Origin of the sequence: Mongoliibacter ruber, assembly GCF_003003005.1 — a bacterium.
In the GTDB taxonomy this organism is placed as follows: Bacteria; Bacteroidota; Bacteroidia; order Cytophagales; family Cyclobacteriaceae; genus Mongoliibacter; species Mongoliibacter ruber.
Window position 1 is genome coordinate 40557 of sequence record NZ_PVTR01000001.1, and the last position, 26813, is coordinate 67369.

Here is a 26813-nt window from a genome sequence, read left to right on the forward strand (position 1 = left end):
GGATAAAATAATTCAGGGAGTTTTTTGTGATTTATTTTTTGGTGGTGATGACAATTACAGCACTGTTTTGTGTCACATCAAATTTAAGTGTCTTTTCAAGGGCTTTTTCTCCTTTCAAGACTTCTAAATGCTGTATTTGATTTGGGTCTAAATCCTTTATACTTTTTTCATTGGTAATGACTTCACCATCAAGTATGTATAGGGGCTCTTTATCACTTTGAGATAGCATTTTTACAGTAAAAGGACTTTTTTTCTCTTGAGGTCCATACCCTGTTACAACAACTTCATTTTTCATACCTTGGTAGCGATTTGAAGAAGGTTCCTCTCCATGAAGAATAAATGTAATTGGTAGGGCAGCCAAGTATTCTTCTTTGTCACCTGAAACTATCCAAGAGTGTTTGTTTTTTTCCAGCACTCGGATGACTTCATCTTTGAGGTCTTCTGAAGGGCTTTCCACCACGTCAAATCCTTTGATAAACCCATCGCTATTCAGTTTTAGGGCTGTTATCACTGTTCCACTGCTTTTTCTTTCTCTGGCCTCAACTGGGAATTTTATATTTTTCCTCAGAAATACATTAAAATCTTCCGAAGGCTGTGTTTCTGAATTGACAACATTAAGCTCAGAAGTGACCATATTATTTTTCTTTTCGTCAAATTTAAAGCGTATCGGCATACGCATTCTAACATTGACAGCCTGACCTCTTTGTTTGCCAGGAATCCAGTCAGGGCCATCATTAATTAACCTTAGGGCTTCCTCGTCAGCTCCGTAACCAATGCCGCGGAGAATTTCAGGATTACTTGATTTGCCATCTTTATCAATCTCAAATACTACGTAGACGGTGCCTTCGACTTTATTGAGCTTGGCCGACTCTGGAAATTGTAAATTTTCTTTTATGTAGTTGTTCCAAGCCTCCATGCCTCCTTTGAATTTGGGAGGGTCTTCGACCACATCGAATACAAATTCGGTTGTCTCTGTTTTACTTTGTTCCCTGTGTGGGGGAGATGTTTCCTTAAAAAAACTATGTGCCTCACTTTTATTCTTTGATTCAGCAAATGGAATAAAGATATTCTGGACCATAGCGACATTTTCACCATTTTTTATTGCGGGTTTCCAATTGGTCAATTCTGTATTTTGAAGTAAATCAATTACTTGTTGGTCGATTCCGCCACCTAGACTTCTTACTATGGCTGGTTTTTCGATTTTTCCATTCTCATTTACTACAAACTCAACTACGAGATTCCCGCCAATAAGGCCTAGCTGATCTTCATTCTCGGGTAATTTGACTTGCTCTCTAATTTTTTGAAACCAGCTTACCATTCCTATCTCTGGTTCTGCTTTTACATCGATGTCAGCACTGTTTTTATTGATGTTTCCATAGTCTTTTGAAATAATAGACGAGTTCCTAAGGTTTTCGATTAATCCCCTGACCTTGATATAGTCTTCATCAGTTTTGATATTGCTGAACTCATATTCCAATTCACCGATTTGAGCCTTTAGCTTGTCACCTTCTAGTGTCCCGATAAGCTCATAGTGAACGGGAGCATAAATTTTTTTTACTTTAATTCCTATTTCAAGCGAATCCTGTGAAGCAATAAGTTTCTTTTTTATTTCTTCAAGATTAAAATTTTGTTGAAGCAAGCTCTGCCCTGTTTCTGTTTTCATAGAGACCAGCGCCATTAGCATCAAGGACACGGGGATGACCATAAATAGCTTGGTCCAGTTGATTTTTTTGGCTTTTTTTAGCATCATAATCCGTTTTAGGGTGGTTGATCTGATAAAATAGTTGCCAATTGAGAGGTCCATTCCCTTGAAAGCTATTTTTACAATTAGCTTGGGGTAGTCATTCCCGTTTTCAGAAGTAGCATTGATTACTGACTCATCAGCTTGGTATTCATGTACATCAATCAATTCCTTTCTCATCAGGTATATGCCTGGATTGAACCAAAAAAGGATGGAAAGGACTTGGTAATACATTACATCAAGACTGTGCTTCTTTTTGATGTGGGCCAATTCATGTTGTAAAATTTGATGTTTTTCTTCAGTACTTATTTTTAAAGTGTCATCCCAAAATAGTTTATTGAAAAACGAAAAGATGGGAGTCAAGCCAAAAGTAGGGATAAGAAAGTAGTCGTTTTTAAGGTTGTAATAAGATTGAAACCATCCTCTTTCCTCAATTAGCCTCATATTGATAAAGCTCCAGAAGAGTTTGAAAATAAGGAGAAAGACAATGATGAGGTATGTTAAAAAAATGTAGTCCTGTAGGCTCCAGATTGTGGGAAGTTTCGTGCTCTGGATCATCACCTCAGGCAGTCCGTATGTAGTGAGGTAATTATCGGGCGCTCCATTGAGTGAAAGCGCCCGAAAAAACTCTGTTTTTTCCAGTGAAATATCCGGTTTGTTAAAACTTACCGGAATATTGATTAAAGGGAAAACCAATGAAAGTAGTGGGCTGATCAATAAATACCATCTATTGAAAGTAAATGCCTTTTCATCTTTTAGGAAAATAAAATATATCCCAAAAAAAAAGAGAAGGCAGAAAGTACTTTGCCAGATATAATCAACCCAAAAAGCCATAGGCTATTTTTTGGTTTCTTCTTTTACCTCGTTCATGATCTTTTCCAATTCTTTGATATCAAGATTTTTGTCTTTGGCAAAAAAGGATGCCAATTTGGAAAATGAACCGCTAAAGTAACCTGTAAGAAGGTTTTTAATCGTAAAACTTCTGTACTCGTCTTTAGAGACGATTGGGAAGTACTCGTGTGACTTGCCGTAAGCCTTGTGGCTGACAAAACCTTTTCGCTCCAGTATTCTCACAATAGTGGATACTGTGTTGTAAGCTGGTTTTGGCTCGGACATTTTTTCGAGGATATCTTTGACGAAACCTTTCTCGATATCCCACAAGATCTGCATGATCTGCTCTTCTGCTCTTGTTAGTTCTCTCATATTGGTGTTTAAGTTTTAAATGTTATCGAACTTATGGATTTAGTTTTATAAAAACAAGTAAAGTTTTAAATCTTTCTAGGGGTAACGGTAAATTTAATACCTCATCATTAGGTGGAGAAATACAGGGTTAGTTTTGAAGCAAAAAAAAGCCCGGTCGAAACCAGGCTTTATTTATGAATTAATTGATGATTAAGAAGTTCTGAGTTTAATAATGCCTGTGGCATGTAAGAATTTTACGATTGGATAAGTTGGATCAAACTCGTACCACTTAACCGCAAAATTTGGTCTGTTAGGTAATTTGTGGTGGTTGTTTTGAAACAATTCACCGAGCATCAACACATCTAGAAGTAAGCTGTTTTTTGACTTGTCATTGTTGTCAAAGTTAGCATAACCATATTTGTGACCACTCCAGTTGACAATAGCACCATGAACAGGTCCCATCATAAAATGAATCGGAAGAAGGAAATACATCCACCAGTGTGTCCCGGCAAGTTCAAAAACTGAAATGCTCAATATGTATACTGCGACATAAAACAAACCCCAACCAACCCTTGCTACCATTGAGTCGGCTAAGAGGTCAAATTTATTCCAATCTGGAACATCTTTGGAAAACCTTTCTTCTGGTTTTAGCTTGAATGAAAAATATTCATTGTAGATATTTTTTGTCTTCCACATCATTGTGAAAAGGTTCTCTGTATGGTGGGGGCTGTGCGGATCCTTCGGAGTATCTGAATATGCATGATGCATTCTATGCAATATAGCATAAGCCCTAGGTGACAGGTAAGAACTTCCTTGGCATACCCATGTGAATACGTAAAAGAACTTTTCCCAGAATTTTGTCATTGAAAACATTTGATGGGCTGCGTAGCGATGTAAGAAAAAGCTTTGGCAAAACAAAGAGAAATACCAGTGCAGCAGGAAGAAGATAATGAGAATCACTTATTAATAGATTTTAATGAATATATAGCAAAGATAAATCCATATTTCGAATATCCTGAACTTATCAAGCGCTTTTGGATTTGAAATATGACCAATATCATGCTATTTTATATAAATGGAATGCATATTTAATGAATTCAGTTCAAATTCTGCTTCAAATATGGAATATTGAGAAATTGGAGATGAAATTTTATCATTTGAAATTTGTAGTTATATTCAATCGATTTTTAAATTCGAATTAAAACCTCCGCATTATGAGCAAATCCAGAGACGTAGTTAATATTCTAATCCAGCTGGTACTGGGTGGCGTGGCAGTTTTATTGACTCAATATTTATTGCCTGGGGTAGTAGTGACTTCCTTTCTTACAGCGATTGTAGTGGCTGCTATGATTGCACTCTTGAATATTACTGTAAAACCAATCCTTATATTCTTGACAATTCCCATTACTGTTCTGACATTGGGATTGTTTCTGTTGGTCATCAATGCACTATTGATTTTGCTGGCAGCTGAAATAGTACCTGGCTTTTCCGTGAATGGATTTTGGTGGGCACTTTTATTTGGACTGATATTAGGACTGATTAATTCGTTTTTGGGAGTATCATTGGGTGGTAACCCTAGACATTAAGTTTAATTTTGAGGAAGAGTTTTATCCTTGACTCTTCTATAAAGCAAAAGTTGACCGTTATTGTTTTTTAAATAATGCAGCTTGCTTGATTTCTTTATGTTCACAATAAGTATATTCTTTTCCTCTGGATCAATATCTTTGTCACTAAACTCTTGGTAGGTAAATAATTCATATTCAATGGTAACAGGAGGTTGGCAGAGTTCATTTGCTGCTTTGTCTATCATGTACATTTCTTCATATTCATCAATGCCTAAGACCTGTTTGTTATCCGAAATCCCTATTACTATTTGACCTCCTGCAGTATTGGCAAAAGCAGTAATGGTTTTTGCAATTTTTTCTATGTTGGTTATACTTTGCTTAAAATCAAGGGTTTCACCTTCTTCCCTTTGCAAAAGAGCTACAACGAATTCTTCATCTTTTTTTGGATGTAACATTTTTTTTTAAGCTAGATACTTGTAAATTAATTATTCAAAGAAGCAATGTTAAGAATTGTTTAAAAACTGTTTTTATATTAAACGATTGTGTTGTATGTTGTCTTTTGTAAACCCTAAATTTTTCTTATGAAATATAAAAATGAAGGTTTTATGCCAGAAGTAATTGATGAATTGAAAAAAGAGCTGGCAGCAAACCAAAAATCTTATAAAATTGTACCAGATGATGAAAACTCTGAAGAGTATGCCAATTTTTATTTTATTGGCATGTTTGAGGGCAAGGAGGTCATATATGATGCAGCATTATATACGCTAAGGCTCCATCATGCATCCGAACTGTATGAATTGGCTGAGCATAAAGCTGCCAAAAAATTCCCCAACTTTAAAGGTATCCATTACGAAGAAGACGAAAATGGTAACCTGAAGCCACTAAGCAGTGAAGAGGAAGAGATTGGATGGTTTATCACTGAAATCATAATGGACATGGAAGAAGACGAAGCTGTCAAAGTGCAAGAGTTTGTAGACCTTGATACGCACCATGATTTTGGTATAGGCCTTGACGCTGCTTTGAACGTAGAATTCATCGACGACAGTGTGATTACGAAATTTGTCAAAGAGTTCAACGAAGATACTTTAACTTTGGACGATACCTTGTATGCTTTCCAGTCAGAGGAGGAAGAAGAAGATATGGACGAATAGATTTTTAAAGCCTTTTAATCAACAAATAACCAGAACGCTTGTTACCTTGACAAGCGTTTTTTTATAGCTACTATGTTAAAGATTGCCTGGTCACCCAAATATTGCCATCCTTTGCCCGAAGGGCATAGATTTCCAATGGAAAAGTATAACCTTATTCCTGAGCAGTTACTCTATGAAGGAACAGTCACAGACAGTAACTTCTTTAGTCCGGAATCTCTTGAAGATAAGTGGATTGTCAATACACATAAACTGGATTATGTCCAAAAGCTGAAAAGTCAACAACTTTCCAAGTCTGAAATTAGAAAAACCGGTTTTCCTTTGAGCGAAGCCTTGGTGGACAGGGAAGTACATATCATGCATGGCTCTGTTCAGTCGGCCTTGTATGCCTTGGAATATGGAATAGCAATGAATGTAGCAGGTGGCACCCACCATGCATTTACGGATAGAGGGGAGGGATTTTGTCTACTCAATGACATTGCCATTACGGCCAACTACCTTTTGGATAATAACCTATCGAAGAAAATTTTGGTAGTAGATCTTGATGTTCATCAAGGAAATGGTACAGCTGAGATATTTCAAAATGATAATAGGGTGTTTACTTTTAGCATGCATGGTGCGTCCAATTATCCTATGCATAAAGAACAGTCCGATTTAGATATTGGACTGCCGGATAAAATTGAAGATTCTGCCTACTTAAAATTACTGAACGATCATTTTCTACCACTGATAGACCAAGTAGAGCCCGATTTTATACTCTACCAAAGTGGCGTTGATGTGCTGGCTACAGACAAATTGGGCCGTTTGGGGCTTAGTCTTCAGGGTTGTAAAGAAAGGGATAAAGTCGTTTTAGAATGTGCTGCTAAAAATGAAATTCCTATAATGTGTTGCATGGGGGGAGGTTATTCTGAAAAAATCAGCCACATCATTGAAGCACATTCAAATACCTTTAGGCTGGCCCAGGAAATATTCTTCTAAACCTCAAATACTTCTACTTATGAAAGGGAAAAACATTAAATTGAAATGGTTATTATTTGCCACAATAGGACTGTTGTTGATGGGATTTGGACTAAGTCTATTTGGTGATGCAGTAGCAACAAAAATGCAAAAAGCAGATTTTTTGGAATGGTTTGTTTATGGTACTGTTTCACTTTCAGTTTTTTTTGCAGGACTCTCAGTATTTGGGCAGGCAGTGGTTTACAAGGTCTTAATAGAGATTTCCAAAAGCAGAAACAATAACTCTTAACGGAATTTAACATTTGCCTTTCCTGTCCTAATTTGAAGATAGAATACTTTGTTTATATTTGCGCCAAGTTGAAATTTAAGACAAACATTGTGAAAAAATTAGTTAAAGTTTTAGGTGTATTTGGCATTGCAGCCATTGCCTTCTCCTCATGTAACCAATCAGGAACTACTTCAGACTCATCTTCCTCAGATGCAGCCGAAAGTTCAGAAGTCAGCATTACCGACTTAAAAATCGCTTATGTCATGACAGACTCAGTGATTGCCAAGTTTGATTTTTTCAAAGAAAAATCAGAAGAGATTACTGAAAAAGGTAAAAAATTCGAGAGCGAATTGGGCAGCAGAGCAAGAGGATTCGAGCAGGAAGTAGCTAATTTTGAGCAGACTGCAAATTCTATGACCCCAAATCAGGCTAGAGCGAAGCAAGAAGATTTGATGAAAAAAGAAAGGAATCTCATGACTTACAGAGATAACTTGATGCAAGAGCTTTCTGCAGATGAATCTAAGTTGTATGGAGAAGTATATGACCTGATTGCGGATTACCTGAAAGTCTATGCTGAGGAAAATGACCTTGAAATGATTCTTTCTTACACAAGAGGTGGAGCTGTTTGGTACAGCAAAAAATCATTAGATGTAACGGATCATGTAATCGAAGGGATTAACAAAAATCACGCTTCCAAAAAAGATCCGAAATAATAAAATACATCAATACATTTTATATTGATAAGAAGCCCTGTTTATGCGGGGCTTTTTTCGTGTAAGATAAATTGGTACTTTTGATACTCTAAAAACTAAATTCATATCAATGAAAATCACTGAATTTTTAAAACATAACTACAGACATTTTAATGCAGCGGCTCTTATTGATGCTGCAGAAGGATACAAAGCCCATTTAGATAACAACGGCAAAATGATGATCACCTTGGCAGGTGCCATGTCAACTGCCGAACTGGGAATTTCTCTGGCAGAAATGATCCGCCAAGACAAAGTGCAAATTATTACTTGCACAGGAGCCAATTTGGAAGAGGATGTTTTCAACTTGGTTGCTCATGATTATTATGAAAGAATTCCCAACTATCGAGATCTCTCTCCTGATCAAGAACAAGACTTGCTAAATAGGCACATGAATAGGGTTACGGACACCTGTATTCCTGAAATGGAAGCCATGAGAAGAATAGAGGATATCATTCTTGAAGAGTGGGTGAAGGCTGATAAAGCTGGTGAAGCTTTTTTTCCACATGAGTTTTTCTACAAAATTCTTCTTTCTGGCAAATTAGATGAGTCTTTTCAAATAGACCCTAAAAATTCTTGGTTGCTTGAAGCTGCAAAGAAAAATCTACCTATAATCGTACCAGGTTGGGAAGATTCAACGTTAGGAAATATGTATGCAGGTCACGTAATATCCGGTGACATCAAGAATGTGCATACTGTAAGGAGTGGTATTGAGTATATGATTTTCTTAGCAGATTGGTATACCAAAAATGCCACAGAGGAGAGTACAGTGGGCTTCTTCCAAATCGGAGGGGGTATCGCTGGTGATTTTCCTATCTGTGTTGTACCAATGTTGCATCAGGATCTTCAGAGAGACAGCGTTCCACTTTGGGGTTATTTCTGCCAGATTTCTGATTCCACAACCTCATATGGGTCTTACTCAGGAGCCGTACCAAATGAAAAAATCACTTGGGGTAAATTAGGTATTGATACGCCAAAATACATCATCGAATCAGACGCAACTATTGTGGCTCCTTTGGTATTTGCCATAGTATTGGATCAATAAAAAATGATTAAACTAAATATGTCTAAAATATTGAAAGCAAGTGGGTTATTCCTGCTTGCTTTTTCTGTTTTCTTGCCTTTACAGGCTCAGATGGTAAATACACTAAAAGGAATAAACTCACCGTATGATGAACATCATCCGGTAGTATCTCCCGATGGTGACCTATATTTTTCAGTAGGATTCCATCCCGATAATAAAGGTGGTTCCAGCGATTTTGGTGATATATGGAGAAGTAAAAAAGATAAGAATGGAAATTGGGCTAAACCCGAAAGGGTCGCTTCCTTGTCTACTGCCGGTAATGATGTGGTTGTAGGATTCCCTGACCCTATCAGCATTTTGGTTTATCACGAGGGAGTAGAACGTTCACAAGGCATACACCAATATTCTAAGTTCGGCAGTGACTATAATTACCTTAGACCACTTGATATTTCAAACTTCAAAAACAACTCAAAACAGTTTGGAGGCAGGTTGTCTGAGGATGGCATGACTATCATCATGTCTATCAATTCTTTTGGAAGCTTTGGAAATGAAGACATCTATGTAAGTTTTAAACAATCTGAAAACAGCTGGACAAGTCCATTGAATCTTGGCGAGGTGATCAATTCTTATGGACAGGAACAGACCCCGTACTTATCCTCCGATCAAAGAATTTTATATTTTTCTGCCAATAGAGGTGGCAAGGGAAGAGGTAAAGATATTTTCTTTGCTGAAAGACTTGATGAAACCTGGACTTCATGGAGCGATCCCAAAGCGATAAAATATGTAAACAGCCCAGGAACTGAAATGGGTTATGTCCCTTTTTCTTCAGCTGATTCTTCCGCAGTTTTTTCAAGTACACAAAATTCAGAAGGTTTTGGAGATTTGATGACCGTCAGGTTTGATAAGATTATTCCTTCTGCAGAACTGACAGAAGCGGCACCTGATGACATGATTAAAGAAGAGCAGACAGCATTGTCCGAGCTTGCCCAAGTGGATGAAATGCTGACTGAAACATTAGAACAAGAAGAGGATTTAGCAACTTTAAGTCCGAATGATAGTATTCAGGCTGTGGAAGAAGTGATTGTCCAAAATACCGATGATGAAGGTGATGCTGAAGTAACTTCATCAACATTCGAAAAAATAAAGGTAATCAGTGCTGCTGATCGTGAAGAAATCGAACATAGCCTATTTCTTGTCAATGTCAGAGGAGAAAGAAAGAAAATGGATACCCAAGAAATGCTTCTTGAATCTTTAGATGCTGAAGAATGGACCGCGGTTTTTGTTTCTTCTAAAGGATTTCTTCCCAAAGACCTGACTAAAAGTCAATGGAGTGCTTTACCTAATAATGAACTGATTTTGCAGCCTGCAACAGTGGGAGCAAAAATTATTTTGGATAATATCCAATTCAACAGGGGGACCTCAGATTTCGCAGATTCCAAATCCATACAGGTTTTGGATCAATTGGTGGTTTTCTTGCAAGAAAATAAAGAGGTCAAAGTCAGGCTTGAAGGACATACTGATAGTGCTGGAGACCCTGTATTGAATAAAGATCTATCATTAAAAAGAGCTTCAAAAATAAGGGGGTACTTGACTTTGAACGGGATTCAATTTGAAAGAATACGGATATCAGGATGGGGAGGAACAAAACCTATTGCCGACAATAGTACAGATGAAGGAAGAAATCTCAATAGAAGAGTAGAGCTTACGATAGAAGGTTGATAAGGCCTTCTATCATTCTAAAATCACTTTTTCAGGAAGTGGTCCATCAATTGAAAGTTTAAGTGCTGCCATTTTTGAAGCTGTTTTGACACAGTTCTTCCAATTTTTGTTATCCAACCAGGCATTCAAAAATCCTGACCAGTATGCATCTCCTGCACCGGTAGCATCACCCATTACTTTTACCTCGGAAGCGGGTACTGAAATCCTTTCACCTTTGTCGGTCCATAGCATACTGCCGTGCTTTCCTAATGTAAGGCAAACTAGTTTTGCTCCCCAATCAAGGAATCTGGAACAAGCTTCTTCATTGTCTATCTTTCTTTGAAAAATACGTTCACAATCATCCTGGCTGACTTTTACAAATGGTGACAATTCACAATAGCTTTGAATGACATGTCTGGCTTCCATATTGTCAGGCCAAATAGAAGGCGCATAATTAAGATCGATGCTCAATTGTACTCCAAGACTTGAAGCTCTTCTCGCTCCATCCATGATGGCATGTTGTGAGGGTTGTCTACTTAAAGCAAAACAGGTGGTATGGAAAAGTTTTGCCCTTTCAAGGGTGTCGTTTTCAATGTCCGCCGAAAATATATAATGATCAGCTTCTCTATATGCGATAAAATCAGGTGTTCCATGAGACCTAGACAACAGAACCAAGGAAGTTGGAAATTCTTCTCTTTCTTTAATACCGCTGGTGTCAAGACCTAGTTTTTCAAGTTCATGAATCAAATATTCTCCCATTCCATCTTTTCCTACACTGGCAATGACATGTACCTGTTTGCCTAGTCGTCTTAGATTGGCGCCAAGATTTGCAGGACTGCCACCTTGGAACCTCCTGAAAGAATGTGTTCTGAAAATTTCATCCCTCAATTCATGACCGATAAGGTCTACCAATAACTCTCCAACTACTATGATGTCGATATCTCTTTGCATCTCAATCCAATAAATAAAATCCTTTTTGAATAGTGTTGGTCAATAATACCTGACCTGCTGCACTCCATGTACACTGCGGAACACCACAAGGAAGATGGGTCTTACCATTGAAGCATTCGTTAAACTCCCAATCATTATGTTTATTCAATTCTGCAATATTTTGGCTGATGACTTCAGCCTCAGTTTTCCCTTTATGCATATAAGTTGCCAAACCCCAAAAGCCATTGACCATTGGCCAAATTCCGCCATTATGAAATTCATCTGGTTTGTTTCTGAATTCAAACCTGAAATTTTGTTCCAATAAGTAGAAGTCTTTGTCGTTTTTCTGAATGGTAGGATGGAATGCTGGAGCAAGCACGCCAACTTTTTCAGTTGCCCAATTGAGGCAGTTTTCCGGTTCGGGATGAATTTTAAATATCATTGCCAAGGCATTACCTAGAAAATCAAAGTATGCCTGATAGCCTGCAGGGTGAAAGGAAGCCATTAAATAGGGTAGGGGTCCCTTTTCTGCCAACAGTTTCTTTTTGGCTTCAATATGTATTCCCGCATTTTTCCAATCCTTGTGAAGGAGATAGTTCTGTGATATTGATAGTTTGATGGCCTCAGATTTTTCAATCCAAGAAGGTCTATCCATCAATTGACCACATAGTCTAAGTGCAGCATATCTCAATACTTGGTCATACAGGACATAGCCATGAAGGATGTATTCATCAGCCCAATCACCCGCCAGCGGCACATATATAAGCCCCCTATTGTTATATTCCCATGCCTGATATAGGTTAAGTATATTTTCAATTTCTCCTTCAAACCGGCTCAAAATGTGTTTTTCCCCCGTATACTTGACGTATAGACAAAGTCCTATCAACCACCAAGTTCCTGTATCCGCCCTTCCTGCAAGCCCTCCATAGCTTACCTGACTTGACATCACATCCACATTGGAAGGAATGTGACCTTGTGGACTGATATGGTTTCCTAAAGTAATCAGGGTCTGTTGAAAGGTATAAATTAAGTCTTCTTCCCGACTTGACAGCGCTGCAATTCCTGTAATTACACCATCCCTTGCCCAAACCCTTTGATAATTGTCCTTTGGCAGTGCAGAAGCAAGAAAACCTGACCTATGAGAGGCTTTTCGCATCAAGTTGAGGGCTTTTTCGTTGGCTACCTGAATATCCATACTATTATAAATGTCAAGATGAGTAAGAAAACTGAAAGGATACGGAAGTTTTTGTACCAAGGAAGTGCTGCCAAAGAAGCTGTCTCATCGGTGTATATCTTATTTTTCCAGGTATAATCCTCGATTTTTTCAGCTGGTGGAAGACTGCCTGATAAGCTAACTGCGACATATACAATTGCACAAAATAGAAACAAAAGGGGAGCTGTATGTAAAAAGTGCCATTGCGAAATTACTGCATCTGGCATAGTTACATTTACGAATATGAGAATAACAGCTATTACAAACCCAGTGATGAGACTGTAAAAAGCACCATCTGCATTTCCTCTTTTCCAAAACATCCCAAGTATAAACACCACAACTACAGGAGGTGCTATCAGTCCGACTACCATTTGAAGGTATTTGAACAGAGAATCAAATTTTTCTATCTGAGGTGTCCAAGCTGCAGCAAGCAATACCAAAATCACCGTCGCAAATTGTCCAACTCTTACCAGTTGCTTGCTGCTCAATCCAGGTCTTAAATTCTTGACAAAATCCATGGTAATCAAAGTACTTGCAGAATTTAGTGTGGCACTTATACTTGAAGACATAGCCGCAAGAAGTCCCGCCATCAATAAGCCTATCAATCCAACAGGCAATAAGTTGAACACCAATTGCGGAAATACTGTATCTGCATTTTCCAGGTCCGGAAAAATCACTCGTGCCATTGTACCGGGTAATACCATAAAGAAAAGAACAGGTAACTTAAGTAATCCGGCAAATAAAGCTCCCCACCTGCCATGATTCAGGTCCTTGGCAGTGAGTACACGTTGTACCATAAATTGATTGTTGGCCCAAAAATAAAACCCTAGAAGAGGAACACCGAAAATCAAACCTGTCCATGGCACGGAAGGATCATCTATTGGGCGTATCAGACTGACCATTTCAGGTGGTGTTGCAGCCATGACATTATCCCAACCGCCGACTTCCTGGAAAGTAATATAAGTCAGGATCAAGGAACCTGCCAGCAATAAAATTGCCTGAACCACTTCGGTATGCACCACTGAAGACAGACCACCAGGAATAGTATATGCAGCCGCTGCAGCTGCCAATATCAGAATGATGACCGTCATACTGATATCAGGGAATACAAGTTTTAGTATCAGACTACCGGCATAGAGACCTGCAGCTGTTTCTATCAATACATTTCCAATCAATGTGATGAAAGAAAAATAATAACGGCTTCTACGATCATATCTCCTTTCTAAAAATTCGGGCATAGTATACACTCCTGACCTTAGGTAAAAGGGCAAGAAAAATATACTGAAAAACACCAAAATAACTGCTGCCATCCACTCATAGTTGTACACAGATATCCCTGTGCTGTAAGCATCTCCGGCCAGTCCTATTAAGGTGGTGCTGGAAATATTGGCAGCAAAAAGAGAAATCCCTACGATGGGCCATGTCATACTTCGTCCTGCCAAGAAATAATCCTCAGAGTTTTCTCTCTTGGCATGGTAAAGACCATAAAAAATCATTCCGATCAAATAGACAATTATGATTATCAGGTCGAGGTAACCAATAAGTTCTAGGTTCATAAATGTTGGAAAGTATAAGTCATCAATACATACAAGTTTTATTACCTGTTGATTTCAATAAATTTTAGAAAACGCATGATGAATTAAATTATTAAAATTTCAAGCTACAACAGAAAAAATTTTTCAATCGATTGCGCAAACCATTGCAGGAAGCTTATTTGAAAGGATTCTAAATAATATTTAAACATAATTGCAAAAAGGTGTATTGGAAAAGCGCCTTTTTAAACTTAATATTAGAATAATTTATACACCTACAATGACTGAAAAGAAGAAAATTACACTCAAAGATATTGCAAGAGAATTGGGTATTTCCATTTCAACAGCATCTAGGGCTTTAAAGGAACATCCAGATATAGCTGATGATACTATTAAAACTGTGAAAGCTTTTGCTGAAAAGCACCATTATGTACCTAATATTCTAGCTGTCAATTTTCGAAAAAGCCGTACTTATAACCTTGGATTGATTGTTCCAGAATTGGTCCATCATTTTTTTTCTACAGTCATCAGCGGAGCCATAGATACAGCCAAAAAACACGGCTATAATATTCTTGTAAGCCAATCCAATGATATATTGTCTGATGAAACAGTTGCTTGCAGGACGATGCTTGCCAGCAGTGTGGATGGTTTGCTCATTTCTATTTCGAATGAAACTTTAGAGGCAGCGCATTTGACTAATTTTATAGAGGAAGGAAAGCCTGTCGTTCAGTTCGATAAAATCACTGATCATATACAATCCCCCAAAGTGATTGTTGATGATTTTGAAGGAGCTTATCAAGCTGTCAAACATCTTATTGAGCAAGGCTACAAAAAAATTGCTCACCTTCGTGGACGCAGGGAGGTCAAAAACTCTAATGAAAGGGCGAGAGGATATCAGCAAGCTTTGATTGACCACAATATGGAAACCTCCGAAAACTGGATTAAGGATTGCATGGCAATCAATGAAGAAGAGGGTTATAATTTCTGTAAGGAATTATTGAGCGGTGATAATCCCCCAGATGCCATTTTTTGTATCACTGATTTGGTGGCTTTTGGAGTTTTGAAATATTTGAAAGAGGAAAAAATAGCTGTACCGCATCAAATAGGCGTGATTGGTTTTTCAAATTGGAAATTGGCGGAAATAGTGAGTCCAGGTTTGAGTTCAGTAGATCAGCATGGGTATGAGATGGGAGAAATAGCTACGTTGAAACTGATTGAATTGATCAAAAACAATGAACTGGATAATCAGGAGGTGATAGAATTGAAAACCAATTTGATAATCAGAGAATCCACCGCAAATAAAATTGAAAAACCCTTAACAATTGGGTAATGTTTCAGTAAAGATTTTGTAATATTTCTTATAAAATTATGCTGGAGTTTTTACCTTTGCAGCAGACAAAAAACGGTATGGAAACACTATTCTCTTTATTGCTTCTCACTACTTGTTACGGACTTGCATTTTTGTCCATTTTTCCTGAAAAATACCTAAAGAAAATTTCCCATTTCAATCACCACAAAAACGTGCCTGAATACCTTAAGGTATCACTATCTACGCCCATTTTCTTTTCTTTTTTGATGGGTTATACCTGCGCCTCTTTCATGCTTTATTTTATTGTGGCTTAGGCGCAAGAATTAAATCATTCATCTTTAGTAGTTAATTCACTGCCGTCATTTTGCGGGCTACTCCAGTTTTATTTCTATATTTAGGTTAAATCAACAGATGACTTTTTGTGGAACAAAAAAATATCCTTCCCCTTATCAAAGAAGAAAATTGGCTCACTGACTTTGCCGAAGATGTATTCCAGAGATATCAGAGGTACCGTGATGCTTTAAAAGGCATTGAAAATGAGTATGGTAGTATCCTTGAGTTTGCAAGGGCACATGAATACTATGGGATCAATTTTGACAGTTTTCGGAATGGATGGGTGTACAGAGAATGGGCGCCTGCAGCATACAATCTATTCTTGATGGGTGATTTCAATTCTTGGGATAGGTATTCTCATCCCTTGAAAAAAAATCATCGGGGAGATTGGGAGATTTTCCTGCCTTATGATGAGTTCAAAAATAGGATTGTTCATGGATCCAAGTTCAAAGTTCATGTTGAGGCTAAAAATGGTGCATTGGACCGGATACCCGCTTATATGCGAAGGGTGGTGCAGGATGAGGCCTCCCATGATTTTGCAGGGCAATTGTGGGCACCTGAAAAACAGTTCGTATGGACAGATTACAACTTTGATCCCAGAGAGAATAACCAACAGCCTTTGATCTATGAATGTCATATTGGTATGGCTCAGGAAAAAGAGGGAGTAGGTACCTATATGGAGTTTGCTGAAAACATCCTTCCAAGAATAAAAAAAGCGGGATACAATACCATTCAATTGATGGCAATCATGGAACATCCTTACTATGGTTCTTTTGGCTATCATGTTTCTAATTTCTTTTCTCCTACCTCTAGATTTGGGACGCCGGAAGAATTGAAATACTTGATTAACAAAGCCCACATTTTGGGGATTTCGGTTATCATGGACCTCGTTCATAGTCATGCCGTTAAGAATGTCAATGAAGGCCTTAACGAGTTTGACGGGACTGACCATCAGTACTTTCACCCCGGAGAGCGTGGATATCATGAAGGTTGGGATTCTAAGCTTTTTGATTACGGTAAAAAGGAGGTCAAACACTTCTTGTTGTCCAATATCAGGTATTGGATGGAAGAGTTTCATTTTGATGGATTTCGTTGGGATGGGGTGACATCTATTTTGTATTTGCATCATGGTCATGTCACATTTGATGATCCTAAGAAATACTTTGGTGAAGGAGTAGATTGGGATGCAGTTATCTATTTACAGCTGGCCAATAAATTGATACATGACTTTTCGAGTCAAGCCCTGTCGATTGCAGAGGAAGTCAGCGGGATACCTGGACTGTGCAGAAGGCATCAAGATGGAGGAATAGGATTTGACTTTAGATTGGGAATGGGAATTCCGGATTTTTGGATCAAAACCCTCAAACATAAACCAGATGAACACTGGGATATGTTTGAAATGTGGCATGAATTAACAAATAGACCCAAAAAAGAGAGAACCATAGCTTATGCCGAATCCCATGACCAAGCCTTGGTAGGGGACAAATCAATAGCTTTTTGGTTGATGGACAAGGAAATGTATTCTAGCATGTCCAAACTGCAAAACTCCTTGGTAGTAGACAGGGGAGTGGCTCTGCATAAAATGATCCGCCTGATTACCATTTCACTTGGGGGTGAAGGTTATCTCAATTTCATAGGAAATGAATTTGGGCATCCAGAATGGGTTGATTTTCCAAGGGAAGGAAATGATTGGAGTTATCAATACGCAAGAAGGCAATGGTCATTGGTGGATACGGATCATCTTCGTTACCACGAACTCAATGAATGGGATATAGCGATGATAGCTTTGGTGAACAAATATAAAGTTTGTGCTGCTTCTCATGCCAATCAGCTATTTTTGGAGGCAGAGAAAAAAATCATTGTATTTGAAAGAGCTGATCTAATCTTCGTTTTCAGTTTCAATATCTCTGAATCGTTCTTTGGGTTTGAAATCAAAGTACCTCATCATGGCGAGTATAGGATAATACTCAATTCGGATGAAAAGTTGTTTGGTGGATTTGAAAGGATTGAAGATTCATCTAGCTTCTTTACTGATGAAGAAAAAACCATTAAAATTTATCTTCCAAATAGGACGGCAATGGTATTGAAAAAGATGAATTGAAGGTCTGCATGTTTAAAAACAAAAATGGGTCCCCGAAAGGACCCAAATATGATACAATGACATTCATCAACTAAACTAAACTATTTTAAGAGAAAAGCCTTACTCTCCTTATGAGCAGTGAGGCAATCTCCGCCATTGCATGCTAACTAATTAAAACAACGTCAGATAAGGTTTTAGGTTTCTTAAATTTCCTTAAAGCATACGAAAAACCGCTTTCTCATCATTTTTATAGGTTTAGTTTAATTTTCTGATAAAAAAGTATCCAATTCAGCGTAAAACCAATCAGGCTCATCATAGAAGACAAAGTGATATGCGCTATCGGCTACGAGGAGTTTGGCCTGAGGAATATCTTTGAGCTGGTCTTCATAACCTGCTGTTACTGAGGTTTTGCTTGCACCAAAGTTCTGGTAGGCAGCCCAAGCGCCAAACACAAGCACTGGAATTTTTATGTTTTGCATTTCAGCTCTTAAATCAGTCGTGTACATTTCGCCAAAAGCCTGCCCGACTACCTCTGGGTGACTATTCATTCCCATTTCTACAATTTTCCCTCTTTTTTCCTCTGTTGCAATCATGGTACTTACCATCATTTTTTGGTTTTGAAGCATCTGTTCATCAGACATATTTTTCATAGAAGAAGTCATCTGTGCAACTATTGGTGCTGCATTTTCCGGTGTTATTCCAGGCATTTGAAGTACTGGGAAATAGGGGACACCATCCACAGAAACTATTTTAGCAAAAAGATCAGGCTCATCGGCTGCGGCCCACAAAGCCAAGAAACCACCCATACTATGGCCTAAGATTATGGGAGATTCGAGCTTTTTGGACTTTGTGTAGGAGATCAGTTCATCCTTTATGGATCGAAGGTAATGCTCCCTCACGAGCTTTTCATTGTTTCCAAATCCTTTGATGCTGACAAGATGGAGTTCGTAGTCATTCTTATACCTTGCAACTACATCGTCCCATACTTCAGCAGAACAAGACATTCCGTGTATCAAAATAATGGCTTGCCCTGTACCAATAACTTCAATGTCTATCAATTGATTGTCTTGTTGCGCGTCAACAGTTTGAAAGCTTACAAAAAGCAATGCGAGCACTAAGTGAAATGTTTTCATATCATTTTGATTTTGTTTAAGCCAAATTTGTTTGATTCGTTTCGAGTACAAAAAAATGATTGACTATCAGCAGCTACTTTTTGACCAACAATGGGTTTTTGCAATTTTGATAACAAAAAATGATTTAGTTGTCTGTTCTGCTCCGCAATTACAGTTTGCCCTGTGATTTCATCATTTCGTCAAGATCTTGCATTGATTGGCCAATAAATGTTTGACACATGATATCTTACCGTTAATTTGAATTCAATCAAACAAAAAAACCATGATATATTGGACTCTAATGGTAGTAGCTATGGTCTTCATGACTTTAGGATTGGCCGGCGCATTTTCAGGGAAAAAAGAAAAATCAGAGAACAATGATTGATGACAATGCCACTAGGAAAGGTATCTATTCTCAAATAGAAAAATTAGTTGCCTTTAAGATACATCATCTTATTTTTTGGCTGATCTATTTTTTCTTTTGGGTATACTTTTACAGCGACGTCTATGAGGACATCTCTGTGCTTTACAAAGTGACAGGGATTTATCTTGTAGCCCATGCCTCTATATATTATATATCCCAATATGTATTGGTACCAAAAATTCTTAAACCAAAGAATGCTATTCTCTTTATCCTCAGTTTTATCATTCTAGCTATTCTTACATCATTTTGGATGTACGGGGTATTGGTTTATCTCATGGCATTTAATCTAAGCGAGTATTTCAAGGCTTCATTTTTTCAGGTATTAGTCATTTTCACATTGTCCAATATTTTTACCTCAGGGATACTTTTGGCTATAAAAAGCTTTTTGGATAATAGGAAACTGATCCGCCAATCAGAACAGATGGAAAAGGAAAAGCTTCAGACTGAGCTGCAATACCTTAAGTCCCAGGTTAATCCTCATTTTTTATTCAATACCATCAATTCTATTTATGTACTTATTCGAATGGATCCTGAAAAAGCCTCTGAGACGTTAATTAAGCTTTCAAACCTTTTAAGGTCCCAATTGTATGAGTTTTCAGTTGATAGGATTGATATTCAAAGGGAATTAGCGTATCTGGAAAACTACATTGAATTGGAAAAAATACGGAAAGGGGACAGGTTGAATCTTGAACTGAACTTTGAAGGTGAGTTGGAAGACTTCCAAATTGCACCTTTGATGTTGATTCCTTTTTTAGAAAATTGCTTCAAGCACATCTCAAGCTATTCAGACAGACCAAATATAGTGAAGGTATTTATCAGGCGAATTGGAGACTGGTTAGAAGCGGATTTTTATAATACTTGTGAAAAAGAAAGCATATCACAAAGCGATTATATTGGCGGTATTGGCCTTGCCAATATTAAAAGAAGGTTAGATTTGATTTATCCAAAGAGGTATAAGTTGGAAATTAAAGAAGGTGAAAGTGATTTTACTGTAAATTTGAAAATAAAGATCTCAGGTTATGAAAATTAAAACCATTGTGGTGGAAGATGAACCTTTGGCAAGAGAAGGTCTCAAAAGCTTCATTCGAGAAATCGAAAGCCTAGACCTAATTGGAACCTGTGAAAATGCTCTTGAAGCCAATGCTCTGATCAAAAAAGAAAAGCCGGATTTAATGTTTCTGGATATTCAAATGCCGAAAATTACCGGTTTGGATTTTTTGAAATCTCTACAGGATCCACCCATGGTTATTTTTACAACAGCTTATCCAAACTACGCCCTGCAAGGGTTTGACCTAGATGTAGTTGATTACCTTGTCAAGCCATATCCCTTTGATAGATTTTTGAAAGCCGTCAATAAAGTCATAGATCGAAGTAAACTCCAATACAAGGCCAAGCAAAATTTAGAGCAACATGATGATAAAGACCATATCTACATTAAAATTGATTACAACCTCAAGAGGGTAGACTTTAAAGATATTCTTTATGTAGAAGGAATGGAAAATTACATTGCAATCCATACTGAAAAAGAGCGACTGATCACTTTAATGACCATGAAAAGTATTGAAGATGTTTTGCCCTCTTCTTCATTTATGAGAATCCATAAGACTTATATTATTGCTAAAAATAAAGTGATTGGAATCATTGGAAATGAGATAGATATGGGGAAAAATAAAGTCCCATTATCAAGGACTCGGAGAAATGAAATCATCCAAGAACTTACTGGAAGGTAATAAAAAAAAGGAAGGCTGAAGGCCTTCCTTTTTTCCTTAAATACCAGGAACAAATTTGTGGTCTATGTTCATGTAATATTCCAAATCATGCTTTGGTGGTTCTACACCTTCAGGAAGTGGTAAGTTTGAAAACTGACCAAAATATAGCAAAACTGCGTCGCGCCACCATTCTGCTTCTTCAGCCTGAATTTTAAGGAATGATAATACATGCTCGTAGCGATACCGATCTACATACGCTGATAGGTTATTCCAAGTATTGATATTTTCTCGGGCTTCTTCAACTCCCTTTTGGTAATGAAAAGCAATTTCATCCCATAAAATATTTCCTGACTTCATTTTATAATCCCAAGGAAGATGATGGAACCAAAGGAGGAATTTTTCAGGTACAGTTTCTAAGTTGCCCCAATTTTCTTGCAATTCTTGCGCATACTGTTCCAAGGCATTACTACCATTTGCAGTTCTGTCAAACCCCATTCCTTGTTCACTGGCATTATGGTAATAAGTAGACGTCCAATCGGCCCTACCACCCCCAGTGACCCAGGGTCCAGGCCCGTAATGGTGACTTCTGGCCATAATATGGTGTATGCCTAAAGGTGTCATATAATTGACAACCATTTCATGGGATTGAAGCATCATCTTTTTGATCGGTGCTACAAAATCAGGATCTGTCGAATAGGTTAGCTTGATCCAATCATCAGCGATTTTCTCTGACTTTTCCCAAGGATTCCACGCAAGCTTACCAAAGGCATACCAATTCGCCTGGTGAAAGTGGTGTCCTGTCCAGTTTCTGTCTGTTCCTATATTTGCTACACCGGCCATTCCAGTGATGGGGTAATCGTGCAAACTTCCATCAATAACTTTAGCTACTTCGGAGCCTTTCCCATTTACAAAAGTATCCTCTTTAAGCACTTCCTCATACATTGGAGCCAAAAACGCAAGGTGTGTATCATGCCCTAGGTATTCTTGAGTAATCTGAAACTCCATCATCAAGGGTGTTTTAGGCATAGCTCCAAATAATGGATGAAAGGGTTCTCTTGGTTGAAAATCAATGGCACCATTTTTTACCTGTACAATGACATTATCTCTGAACGTACCATCTAAGGGCACAAATTCATTAAATGCTTGCTTATGCCTATCATCAGGAGTGTGTTCACTGTATACAAATGCCCTCCACATCACAATGCCTCCAAATGGCTGAAGAGCATCTGCTAACATATTTGCACCTTCAGCCTGTGTTCTCCCATAATTATGTGGCCCTGGCTGGCCTTCTGAATCTGCCTTTACCACGAATCCCCCAAAGTCAGGGATGTACTCATATATTTCTTCGGCTTTCTCTTTCCACCATTGTTGCACCTCCGGATTTACAGGGTCAGCTGTTTCAAGTCCTCCTATTTCCATGGGTGATGAAAAACGTGCAGTAAGGTAAACTTTGATACCGTATGGCCTAAAGGCATCTGCCAAAGCAGCTGCTTTTTCAAGGTAGTAGGGGGTAAGCACCAAGGCATTTGCATTTACATTTGTAATTGAAGTTCCGTTGATGCCTATCGAGGCGTTGGCCCTGGCATAGTCTATATATTGCTGATCAATATGCCTTGGCAGCCTGTGCCAGTTCCAAATGCTAAACCCTGAATACCCTCTTTCTACAGTTCTGTTTAGGTTGTCCCAGTGGTTGAGTATACGATGCTTGACTTGAGGGATTTCTACAATGCCTTCCTCATCAATAGCTTCCTGCATCTGTACTTGCTGAAGTAATCTGAACGTTCCGTAAAGCAGTCCTTTGCTGCTATTGGCGCTGACAATTATCTGTCCTTCAGAGGAAAAAATATGGTATCCCTCTTCTCCAAGTCCATCGGCAACCCTTGTTGCCAAATTGGAAGGAATTTCATTTTTAAGTCCAATGATAAGACTTGAACTTAAGTCAGTGTATCTTGGACTAGTATTAAAAAACCCACTAGAAGCTAATTCTAGCTCGTTTTTGATAATTTTTATAGTCTCTCCTTCACCATATATATTGACTTTAGAGAGGACATTTTTTTGCCAATTTTGGGCACTTTCTATGGGATAATATTGAAGCCAAAGTTTGTATCCATCATTGGCAGTAAGCATCAATGGAAAAAGCAGGAATGCTACAATTAAGGATGTTAAATTTTTCATTAGGTTCTAGGTTTATTGCAGATAGGTTTAATTCTTTTTAGAGGATTCTCTAATGATGAGTTCCGAAGGAAGCGTAATTCTATTTTTGCGTTCAAGTACACTGTCAGATTTTCTATTCAAATGATTGACAAGGTTATTCATGGCAATTTCTCCCATTTCATATCCAGGATAATTGATAGTAGTAATATTCGGCTCCACCAATCTCGATATTACATCATTGTTGAAACCAACCACAGCAATGTCTTTTGGAATTTTATACCCTTCCAATTTGAGATGCTTGATACAGCTGGCAGCACATGCATCATTTGACACAAACAGCCCATCAACTTTGGGTTTTATGTCTTTTATTTTCTGGACAATTTCATAACCAGCTTCTTCATTTAGATCCGAATGAAAAATCAGGTTATCTTCATAAGGAAGCCCATGATCCGAAAAGGCTTTTTGATACCCGCTCAACCTTTCGTTGTAGACATTCACTTTGAGACTCCCCAAGACATGTACAATTCTTTGACAGCCCTGCCTAATGAGATGACTTGTGGCTTCATAGGCGGCTTTCATATTGTCAATAGTGACACCAAAGACTTCTTCAAAATCTCCTATCCTGTCATAAAATATTATGGGAATATTTTTCTTGAAAAATGGTGCATAGTGATCCAAACTCTCTGTATTACTGGCCAAAGAGACTATTAAGCCATCCACACGGCTGTTAAACATTGTAAGTGCATTGGCAATTTCTTTGTCTTTGGACTCTAGTGATTGAGAAATAATTAAGTTGAAACCAGCTACATTTGCTATTTTTTCCATTCCTGCTATCACTGAAGACTGAAAGGAACTGTTGAGGCGGGGTACTATCACACCAATATTATTTGTCCTTTTACTTCTAAGATTTGAAGCAAAAACATTGGTCTGATACCCCATTGCCAATGCAGCTTGATATATTTTATTTTTGGTTTTTACATTCACAGCAGGATTGTTGTTCAATGCCCTGCTGACTGTGGTGGGCGACACGCCAAGGTCTTTGGCAATGTCATATATAGTGACTTCTTTGTCCATAGCTTGAAAGAAGATAAAAGGGTAAATGTACAATCTCAAAAAAAACCGACCTCTTTCAAAAGGGATCGGTTTTTTTGATTCAATAGATAGCGGTTTGAGGTTTAATTCTCTTTCAGTGGTTTGATTGTCTGAATTGTGCCGTCTGCATTATGTGTAAGTTCAGCCATTTTGACATTCCTCAAATGTGTTTCACCGGAGATTTCAATATCATGGTAAAAGATGTACCATTTTCCATCTACTTCGACTATAGAATGGTGATTGGTCCATCCTTCAACTGGTTCGAGGATGACACCTTGATAAATAAAAGGGCCATAAGGATTGTCTCCGATAGCATAAGCAATGTTATGGGTGTCTCCTGTAGAATAGGAGAAGTAGTAATTGTCATTGTATTTGTGGACCCATGCTGCTTCAAAGAATCTACGGTCGTGATCGCCGGCTTTGATAGGTTCACCATCTGCATCTGTTATCATGATTTGCTTTGGTTCTTCGGCAAATTGTAACATGTCATCACTCATCTTGGCTACCACAGGCGCAATTGCAGGTTCATCATCAGCTGGCTCATCATCATAAGGTCTGTCACCTGTAGAAACATATTTTCCAGTCCTCCATTTTTGAAGTTGGCCGCCCCATATACCGCCAAAATACATGTAGTAGTCATCACCATCTTTGAATACGGCTGGATCCATGCTGTAACTTCCTTTGATAGGTTCAGCTTCTGCTTTGAAAGGTCCCTCAGGACTATCTGCTACCGCCACACCGATCCTGAAAATATCATCATAGTCTTTGGCTGGAAAGTAGAAATAATACTTACCATCTTTTTCTGCGGCATCGGGTGCCCACATTTGCCTTTTAGCCCAAGGCACATCATCCACATCTAAAATCACCCCATGATCTACGGGTTCAGCATCGATAGATTCCATGGAGAAAACATGGTAATCCCTCATGTTGAAATGTGCTCCTGAGTCATCCTGCTTGATTTCTGATTCTACATCATGAGATGGGTAAATGTAGATCTTGCCATTGAACACATGGGCAGAAGGATCAGCTGTGAAAACGTGGGAAATTAGGGGTTTAGAAAGATACTTCCCATCTTCATCAGTTTGGGTTTGTTGCTCTTCTTGATTTTCTGAAGGTTGGCTACATGAAAATAACCAAAAAGGAGCACTTGCTATAAGTACTCCTTTGGTAATAGATTTAAGGCTCATAGGTTTAAGTTTAATTACTTTATTTTGAGAAATCTAAATTAGAAAAATTGAAATCGGTTTCAAAATTAAAATGCATGATTTAAATACTGTATATCCGAATTTAGATTAAACATAAAAAAAACCGTGATGGGATTCCCATCACGGTTTTTTTTAAACCACTCCAGCCCATATCAAAGCTGATTCGACTCCGCGGATCTCGGCAAGTCCTTTTAATCTGCCAATGGCTGTATATCCCGGGTTGATGATGGGTTTCAGAATGTCATCCAACATCTGATGACCATGGTCAGGACGCATAGGAATGCTTATTTTTCTTTGTTTTTGTACTTTCAAAATCTCCGCAATGACAGCTTCCATAGTGACATTTCCATCCAAATGATTGTCTTCATAAAAGTTGCCCTCCTGATCGCGTCTGGTAGAACGTAAATGTATGAAATGAATATACTTCCCATATTCTCTTACCATTGATACCAAGTCATTGTCTTCTCTGACCCCATACGAACCAGTGCAAAATGTAAAACCGTTATGTCTGCTTGGATTATCCCTTACAATCCTTTTCATATCCTCAGCAGTAGAGACTACCCTTGGTAACCCAAACACATCAAAAGGTGGATCATCGGGGTGAATGGCCAAGAATACTCCATTTTCCTGTGCAACGGGGATGATTTCATCCAAAAACAAACGAAGATTGTCTTCCAATACTTTTCTGTCAATTTGCGAATAGGTGTTCAATGCATTCTGGAATTGTTCCAAAGTATATCCTTCCTCAGAACCGGGAAGTCCTTTTAGAATATTATCTTGAACCCTTTTCAAATCCTCATCTGAAGCATTGTCATAAAATTCCTTCGCTTTTTCTATTTCTTCCGGAGAATAGTCGTTTTCAGCCCCTTCTCTTTTCAGAATAAAAAGATCAAATGCAGTGACTTCTTTTTTTACAAAAAGTAAAGCTCGTGAACCATTGGGTAGGGGATGAGCTAGTTCTGTTCTCGTCCAATCTAAAATGGGCATGAAGTTGTAGCAGACTCTGAATATGCCCTCTGAAGCAAGATTTCGGATGGTCTGTTTGTAGTTTTCAATCAAATTAGTAAAATCTCCCGTTCGGGTTTTGATTTTTTCGTGAACTGGTACAGATTCAACTACCTCCCAAGTCAGTCCTGCAGCTTCAATTATACTTTTTCTCTCCTTAATATCTTCCACAGACCAAACTTCTCCATTGGGAACCTGATGCAAAGCAGACACTATTCCTGTTGCTCCTGACTGAAGGATATCCTGTAAACTTACAGGATCATTTGGACCATACCAGCGCATGGTTTGGATCATTTTATAAGCCATATTTATTGAATTAATTTCTCTATGTAAAATTTGATAATCTGTACATGCTAAATTTTAAATATGTATATCCGCTTTCA

24 protein-coding genes are annotated in these 26813 nt (G+C 38.1%); 12 read left to right on the forward strand and 12 right to left on the reverse strand.

What is annotated here, in order from left to right; genetic code table 11:
* Positions 1-31 precede the first annotated feature (31 nt).
* The 3 genes from CLW00_RS00170 to CLW00_RS00180 form a co-directional block, all read right to left on the reverse strand.
* Entirely contained in the window at positions 32-2575 is a 2544-nt protein-coding gene (locus CLW00_RS00170; protein WP_106131637.1) for a TonB family protein, read from the reverse strand.
* Positions 2576-2578: 3 nt separating this feature from the next.
* A complete protein-coding gene (locus CLW00_RS00175) occupies positions 2579-2944 on the reverse strand; it encodes a BlaI/MecI/CopY family transcriptional regulator (RefSeq protein WP_106131638.1) in 366 nt (121 codons plus the stop codon).
* A gap of 189 nt (positions 2945-3133) precedes the next feature.
* On the reverse strand, positions 3134-3883 hold the full coding sequence (locus tag CLW00_RS00180) for an acyl-CoA desaturase (RefSeq protein ID WP_106131639.1): 750 nt from the start codon (positions 3881-3883) through the stop codon (positions 3134-3136).
* Between the two features lie 254 nt (positions 3884-4137).
* Here CLW00_RS00180 and CLW00_RS00185 point away from each other — a divergent pair, with 254 nt between their 5' ends.
* On the forward strand, positions 4138-4509 hold the full coding sequence (locus CLW00_RS00185) for a phage holin family protein (protein ID WP_106131640.1): 372 nt from the start codon (positions 4138-4140) through the stop codon (positions 4507-4509).
* A gap of 2 nt (positions 4510-4511) precedes the next feature.
* Here CLW00_RS00185 and CLW00_RS00190 read toward each other — a convergent pair whose 3' ends face one another.
* On the reverse strand, positions 4512-4943 hold the full coding sequence (locus CLW00_RS00190; RefSeq protein WP_106131641.1) for an AlbA family DNA-binding domain-containing protein: 432 nt from the start codon (positions 4941-4943) through the stop codon (positions 4512-4514).
* Between the two features lie 126 nt (positions 4944-5069).
* Here CLW00_RS00190 and CLW00_RS00195 point away from each other — a divergent pair, with 126 nt between their 5' ends.
* The 6 genes from CLW00_RS00195 (at position 5070) to CLW00_RS00220 (ending at position 10353) form a co-directional block, all read left to right on the forward strand.
* Entirely contained in the window at positions 5070-5639 is a 570-nt protein-coding gene (locus CLW00_RS00195; RefSeq protein ID WP_106131642.1) for a hypothetical protein, read from the forward strand.
* Positions 5640-5711: 72 nt separating this feature from the next.
* Positions 5712-6614 carry a histone deacetylase family protein gene (locus tag CLW00_RS00200; RefSeq protein ID WP_106131643.1) on the forward strand — a complete coding sequence of 301 codons (903 nt, stop codon included), beginning with the start codon at positions 5712-5714 and terminating at the stop codon, positions 6612-6614.
* A 19-nt stretch (positions 6615-6633) separates the two neighbouring features.
* Positions 6634-6882 carry a hypothetical protein gene (locus CLW00_RS00205; RefSeq protein WP_106131644.1) on the forward strand — a complete coding sequence of 83 codons (249 nt, stop codon included), beginning with the start codon at positions 6634-6636 and terminating at the stop codon, positions 6880-6882.
* A gap of 89 nt (positions 6883-6971) precedes the next feature.
* Positions 6972-7574, forward strand: coding sequence for an OmpH/Skp family outer membrane protein (locus CLW00_RS00210; RefSeq protein WP_106132183.1), 603 nt, complete (start codon positions 6972-6974; stop codon positions 7572-7574).
* Positions 7575-7683: 109 nt separating this feature from the next.
* Entirely contained in the window at positions 7684-8655 is a 972-nt protein-coding gene (locus CLW00_RS00215) for a deoxyhypusine synthase family protein (protein ID WP_106131645.1), read from the forward strand.
* An 18-nt stretch (positions 8656-8673) separates the two neighbouring features.
* Entirely contained in the window at positions 8674-10353 is a 1680-nt protein-coding gene (locus CLW00_RS00220) for an OmpA family protein (protein WP_245917130.1), read from the forward strand.
* A gap of 12 nt (positions 10354-10365) precedes the next feature.
* Here CLW00_RS00220 and CLW00_RS00225 read toward each other — a convergent pair whose 3' ends face one another.
* The 3 genes from CLW00_RS00225 to CLW00_RS00235 are packed head-to-tail and all read right to left on the reverse strand — an operon-like array spanning position 10366 to position 14031.
* Positions 10366-11283, reverse strand: a complete 918-nt coding sequence (locus CLW00_RS00225) for a carbohydrate kinase family protein (protein ID WP_106131647.1) — start codon at positions 11281-11283, stop codon at positions 10366-10368.
* Between the two features lies 1 nt (position 11284).
* The gene (locus CLW00_RS00230; RefSeq protein WP_106131648.1) at positions 11285-12457 is read right to left on the reverse strand and encodes a glycoside hydrolase 100 family protein; all 1173 of its coding nucleotides are present in this window, start codon (positions 12455-12457) and stop codon (positions 11285-11287) included.
* Entirely contained in the window at positions 12442-14031 is a 1590-nt protein-coding gene (locus CLW00_RS00235) for a sodium:solute symporter (RefSeq protein ID WP_106131649.1), read from the reverse strand. Before CLW00_RS00235 ends, CLW00_RS00230 begins: the two co-directional genes overlap by 16 nt.
* 256 nt (positions 14032-14287) lie before the next feature.
* Between CLW00_RS00235 and CLW00_RS00240 the strand changes: the two genes are divergently transcribed.
* From CLW00_RS00240 to CLW00_RS00250, 3 genes are all read left to right on the forward strand, one after another.
* The gene (locus CLW00_RS00240; protein ID WP_106132184.1) at positions 14288-15337 is read left to right on the forward strand and encodes a LacI family DNA-binding transcriptional regulator; all 1050 of its coding nucleotides are present in this window, start codon (positions 14288-14290) and stop codon (positions 15335-15337) included.
* 38 nt (positions 15338-15375) lie between these two features.
* A complete protein-coding gene (locus tag CLW00_RS00245) occupies positions 15376-15630 on the forward strand; it encodes a hypothetical protein (RefSeq protein ID WP_342747892.1) in 255 nt (84 codons plus the stop codon).
* Between the two features lie 107 nt (positions 15631-15737).
* A complete protein-coding gene (locus CLW00_RS00250) occupies positions 15738-17750 on the forward strand; it encodes an alpha amylase C-terminal domain-containing protein (RefSeq protein ID WP_106131650.1) in 2013 nt (670 codons plus the stop codon).
* Between the two features lie 239 nt (positions 17751-17989).
* Here the strand turns inward: CLW00_RS00250 and CLW00_RS00255 are convergent, their stop codons facing one another.
* Positions 17990-18862 carry an alpha/beta fold hydrolase gene (locus CLW00_RS00255; RefSeq protein WP_106131651.1) on the reverse strand — a complete coding sequence of 291 codons (873 nt, stop codon included), beginning with the start codon at positions 18860-18862 and terminating at the stop codon, positions 17990-17992.
* A 356-nt stretch (positions 18863-19218) separates the two neighbouring features.
* Between CLW00_RS00255 and CLW00_RS00260 the strand changes: the two genes are divergently transcribed.
* On the forward strand, positions 19219-20295 hold the full coding sequence (locus CLW00_RS00260; RefSeq protein WP_106131652.1) for a sensor histidine kinase: 1077 nt from the start codon (positions 19219-19221) through the stop codon (positions 20293-20295).
* Entirely contained in the window at positions 20285-20995 is a 711-nt protein-coding gene (locus CLW00_RS00265; protein ID WP_106131653.1) for a LytR/AlgR family response regulator transcription factor, read from the forward strand. The genes CLW00_RS00260 and CLW00_RS00265 overlap by 11 nt, the downstream gene beginning before the upstream one ends.
* Before the next feature lie 36 nt (positions 20996-21031).
* Here CLW00_RS00265 and CLW00_RS00270 read toward each other — a convergent pair whose 3' ends face one another.
* From CLW00_RS00270 to uxuA, 4 genes are all read right to left on the reverse strand, one after another.
* Positions 21032-23149 carry an alpha-glucuronidase family glycosyl hydrolase gene (locus tag CLW00_RS00270; RefSeq protein WP_106131654.1) on the reverse strand — a complete coding sequence of 706 codons (2118 nt, stop codon included), beginning with the start codon at positions 23147-23149 and terminating at the stop codon, positions 21032-21034.
* 27 nt (positions 23150-23176) lie between these two features.
* Positions 23177-24202 (reverse strand): LacI family DNA-binding transcriptional regulator, encoded by a 1026-nt coding sequence (locus CLW00_RS00275; RefSeq protein ID WP_106131655.1) that lies wholly within the window; start codon positions 24200-24202, stop codon positions 23177-23179.
* A gap of 101 nt (positions 24203-24303) precedes the next feature.
* A complete protein-coding gene (locus CLW00_RS00280) occupies positions 24304-25407 on the reverse strand; it encodes a glycoside hydrolase family 43 protein (RefSeq protein WP_106131656.1) in 1104 nt (367 codons plus the stop codon).
* A 150-nt stretch (positions 25408-25557) separates the two neighbouring features.
* Positions 25558-26736, reverse strand: coding sequence for a mannonate dehydratase (gene uxuA, locus CLW00_RS00285; RefSeq protein ID WP_106131657.1), 1179 nt, complete (start codon positions 26734-26736; stop codon positions 25558-25560).
* Positions 26737-26813 lie beyond the last annotated feature (77 nt).

Bases quoted from the DNA above. Each gene is read 5' to 3' on its own strand.
- CLW00_RS00195 (WP_106131642.1), top strand. From the start codon at position 5,070: ATGAAATATAAAAATGAAGGTTTTATGCCAGAAGTAATTGATGAATTG.
- CLW00_RS00170 (WP_106131637.1), bottom strand. From the start codon at position 2,575: ATGGCTTTTTGGGTTGATTATATCTGGCAAAGTACTTTCTGCCTTCTC.
- CLW00_RS00255 (WP_106131651.1), bottom strand. From the start codon at position 18,862: ATGAAAACATTTCACTTAGTGCTCGCATTGCTTTTTGTAAGCTTTCAA.
- CLW00_RS00220 (WP_245917130.1), top strand. From the start codon at position 8,674: ATGTCTAAAATATTGAAAGCAAGTGGGTTATTCCTGCTTGCTTTTTCT.
- CLW00_RS00270 (WP_106131654.1), bottom strand. From the start codon at position 23,149: ATGAAAAATTTAACATCCTTAATTGTAGCATTCCTGCTTTTTCCATTG.
- CLW00_RS00215 (WP_106131645.1), top strand. From the start codon at position 7,684: ATGAAAATCACTGAATTTTTAAAACATAACTACAGACATTTTAATGCA.
- CLW00_RS00240 (WP_106132184.1), top strand. From the start codon at position 14,288: ATGACTGAAAAGAAGAAAATTACACTCAAAGATATTGCAAGAGAATTG.
- CLW00_RS00245 (WP_342747892.1), top strand. From the start codon at position 15,376: ATGCTGGAGTTTTTACCTTTGCAGCAGACAAAAAACGGTATGGAAACA.
- CLW00_RS00235 (WP_106131649.1), bottom strand. From the start codon at position 14,031: ATGAACCTAGAACTTATTGGTTACCTCGACCTGATAATCATAATTGTC.
- uxuA (WP_106131657.1), bottom strand. From the start codon at position 26,736: ATGGCTTATAAAATGATCCAAACCATGCGCTGGTATGGTCCAAATGAT.
- CLW00_RS00175 (WP_106131638.1), bottom strand. From the start codon at position 2,944: ATGAGAGAACTAACAAGAGCAGAAGAGCAGATCATGCAGATCTTGTGG.
- CLW00_RS00265 (WP_106131653.1), top strand. From the start codon at position 20,285: ATGAAAATTAAAACCATTGTGGTGGAAGATGAACCTTTGGCAAGAGAA.
- CLW00_RS00185 (WP_106131640.1), top strand. From the start codon at position 4,138: ATGAGCAAATCCAGAGACGTAGTTAATATTCTAATCCAGCTGGTACTG.
- CLW00_RS00190 (WP_106131641.1), bottom strand. From the start codon at position 4,943: ATGTTACATCCAAAAAAAGATGAAGAATTCGTTGTAGCTCTTTTGCAA.
- CLW00_RS00260 (WP_106131652.1), top strand. From the start codon at position 19,219: ATGATTGATGACAATGCCACTAGGAAAGGTATCTATTCTCAAATAGAA.
- CLW00_RS00205 (WP_106131644.1), top strand. From the start codon at position 6,634: ATGAAAGGGAAAAACATTAAATTGAAATGGTTATTATTTGCCACAATA.
- CLW00_RS00275 (WP_106131655.1), bottom strand. From the start codon at position 24,202: ATGGACAAAGAAGTCACTATATATGACATTGCCAAAGACCTTGGCGTG.
- CLW00_RS00225 (WP_106131647.1), bottom strand. From the start codon at position 11,283: ATGCAAAGAGATATCGACATCATAGTAGTTGGAGAGTTATTGGTAGAC.
- CLW00_RS00200 (WP_106131643.1), top strand. From the start codon at position 5,712: ATGTTAAAGATTGCCTGGTCACCCAAATATTGCCATCCTTTGCCCGAA.
- CLW00_RS00230 (WP_106131648.1), bottom strand. From the start codon at position 12,457: ATGGATATTCAGGTAGCCAACGAAAAAGCCCTCAACTTGATGCGAAAA.
- CLW00_RS00280 (WP_106131656.1), bottom strand. From the start codon at position 25,407: ATGAGCCTTAAATCTATTACCAAAGGAGTACTTATAGCAAGTGCTCCT.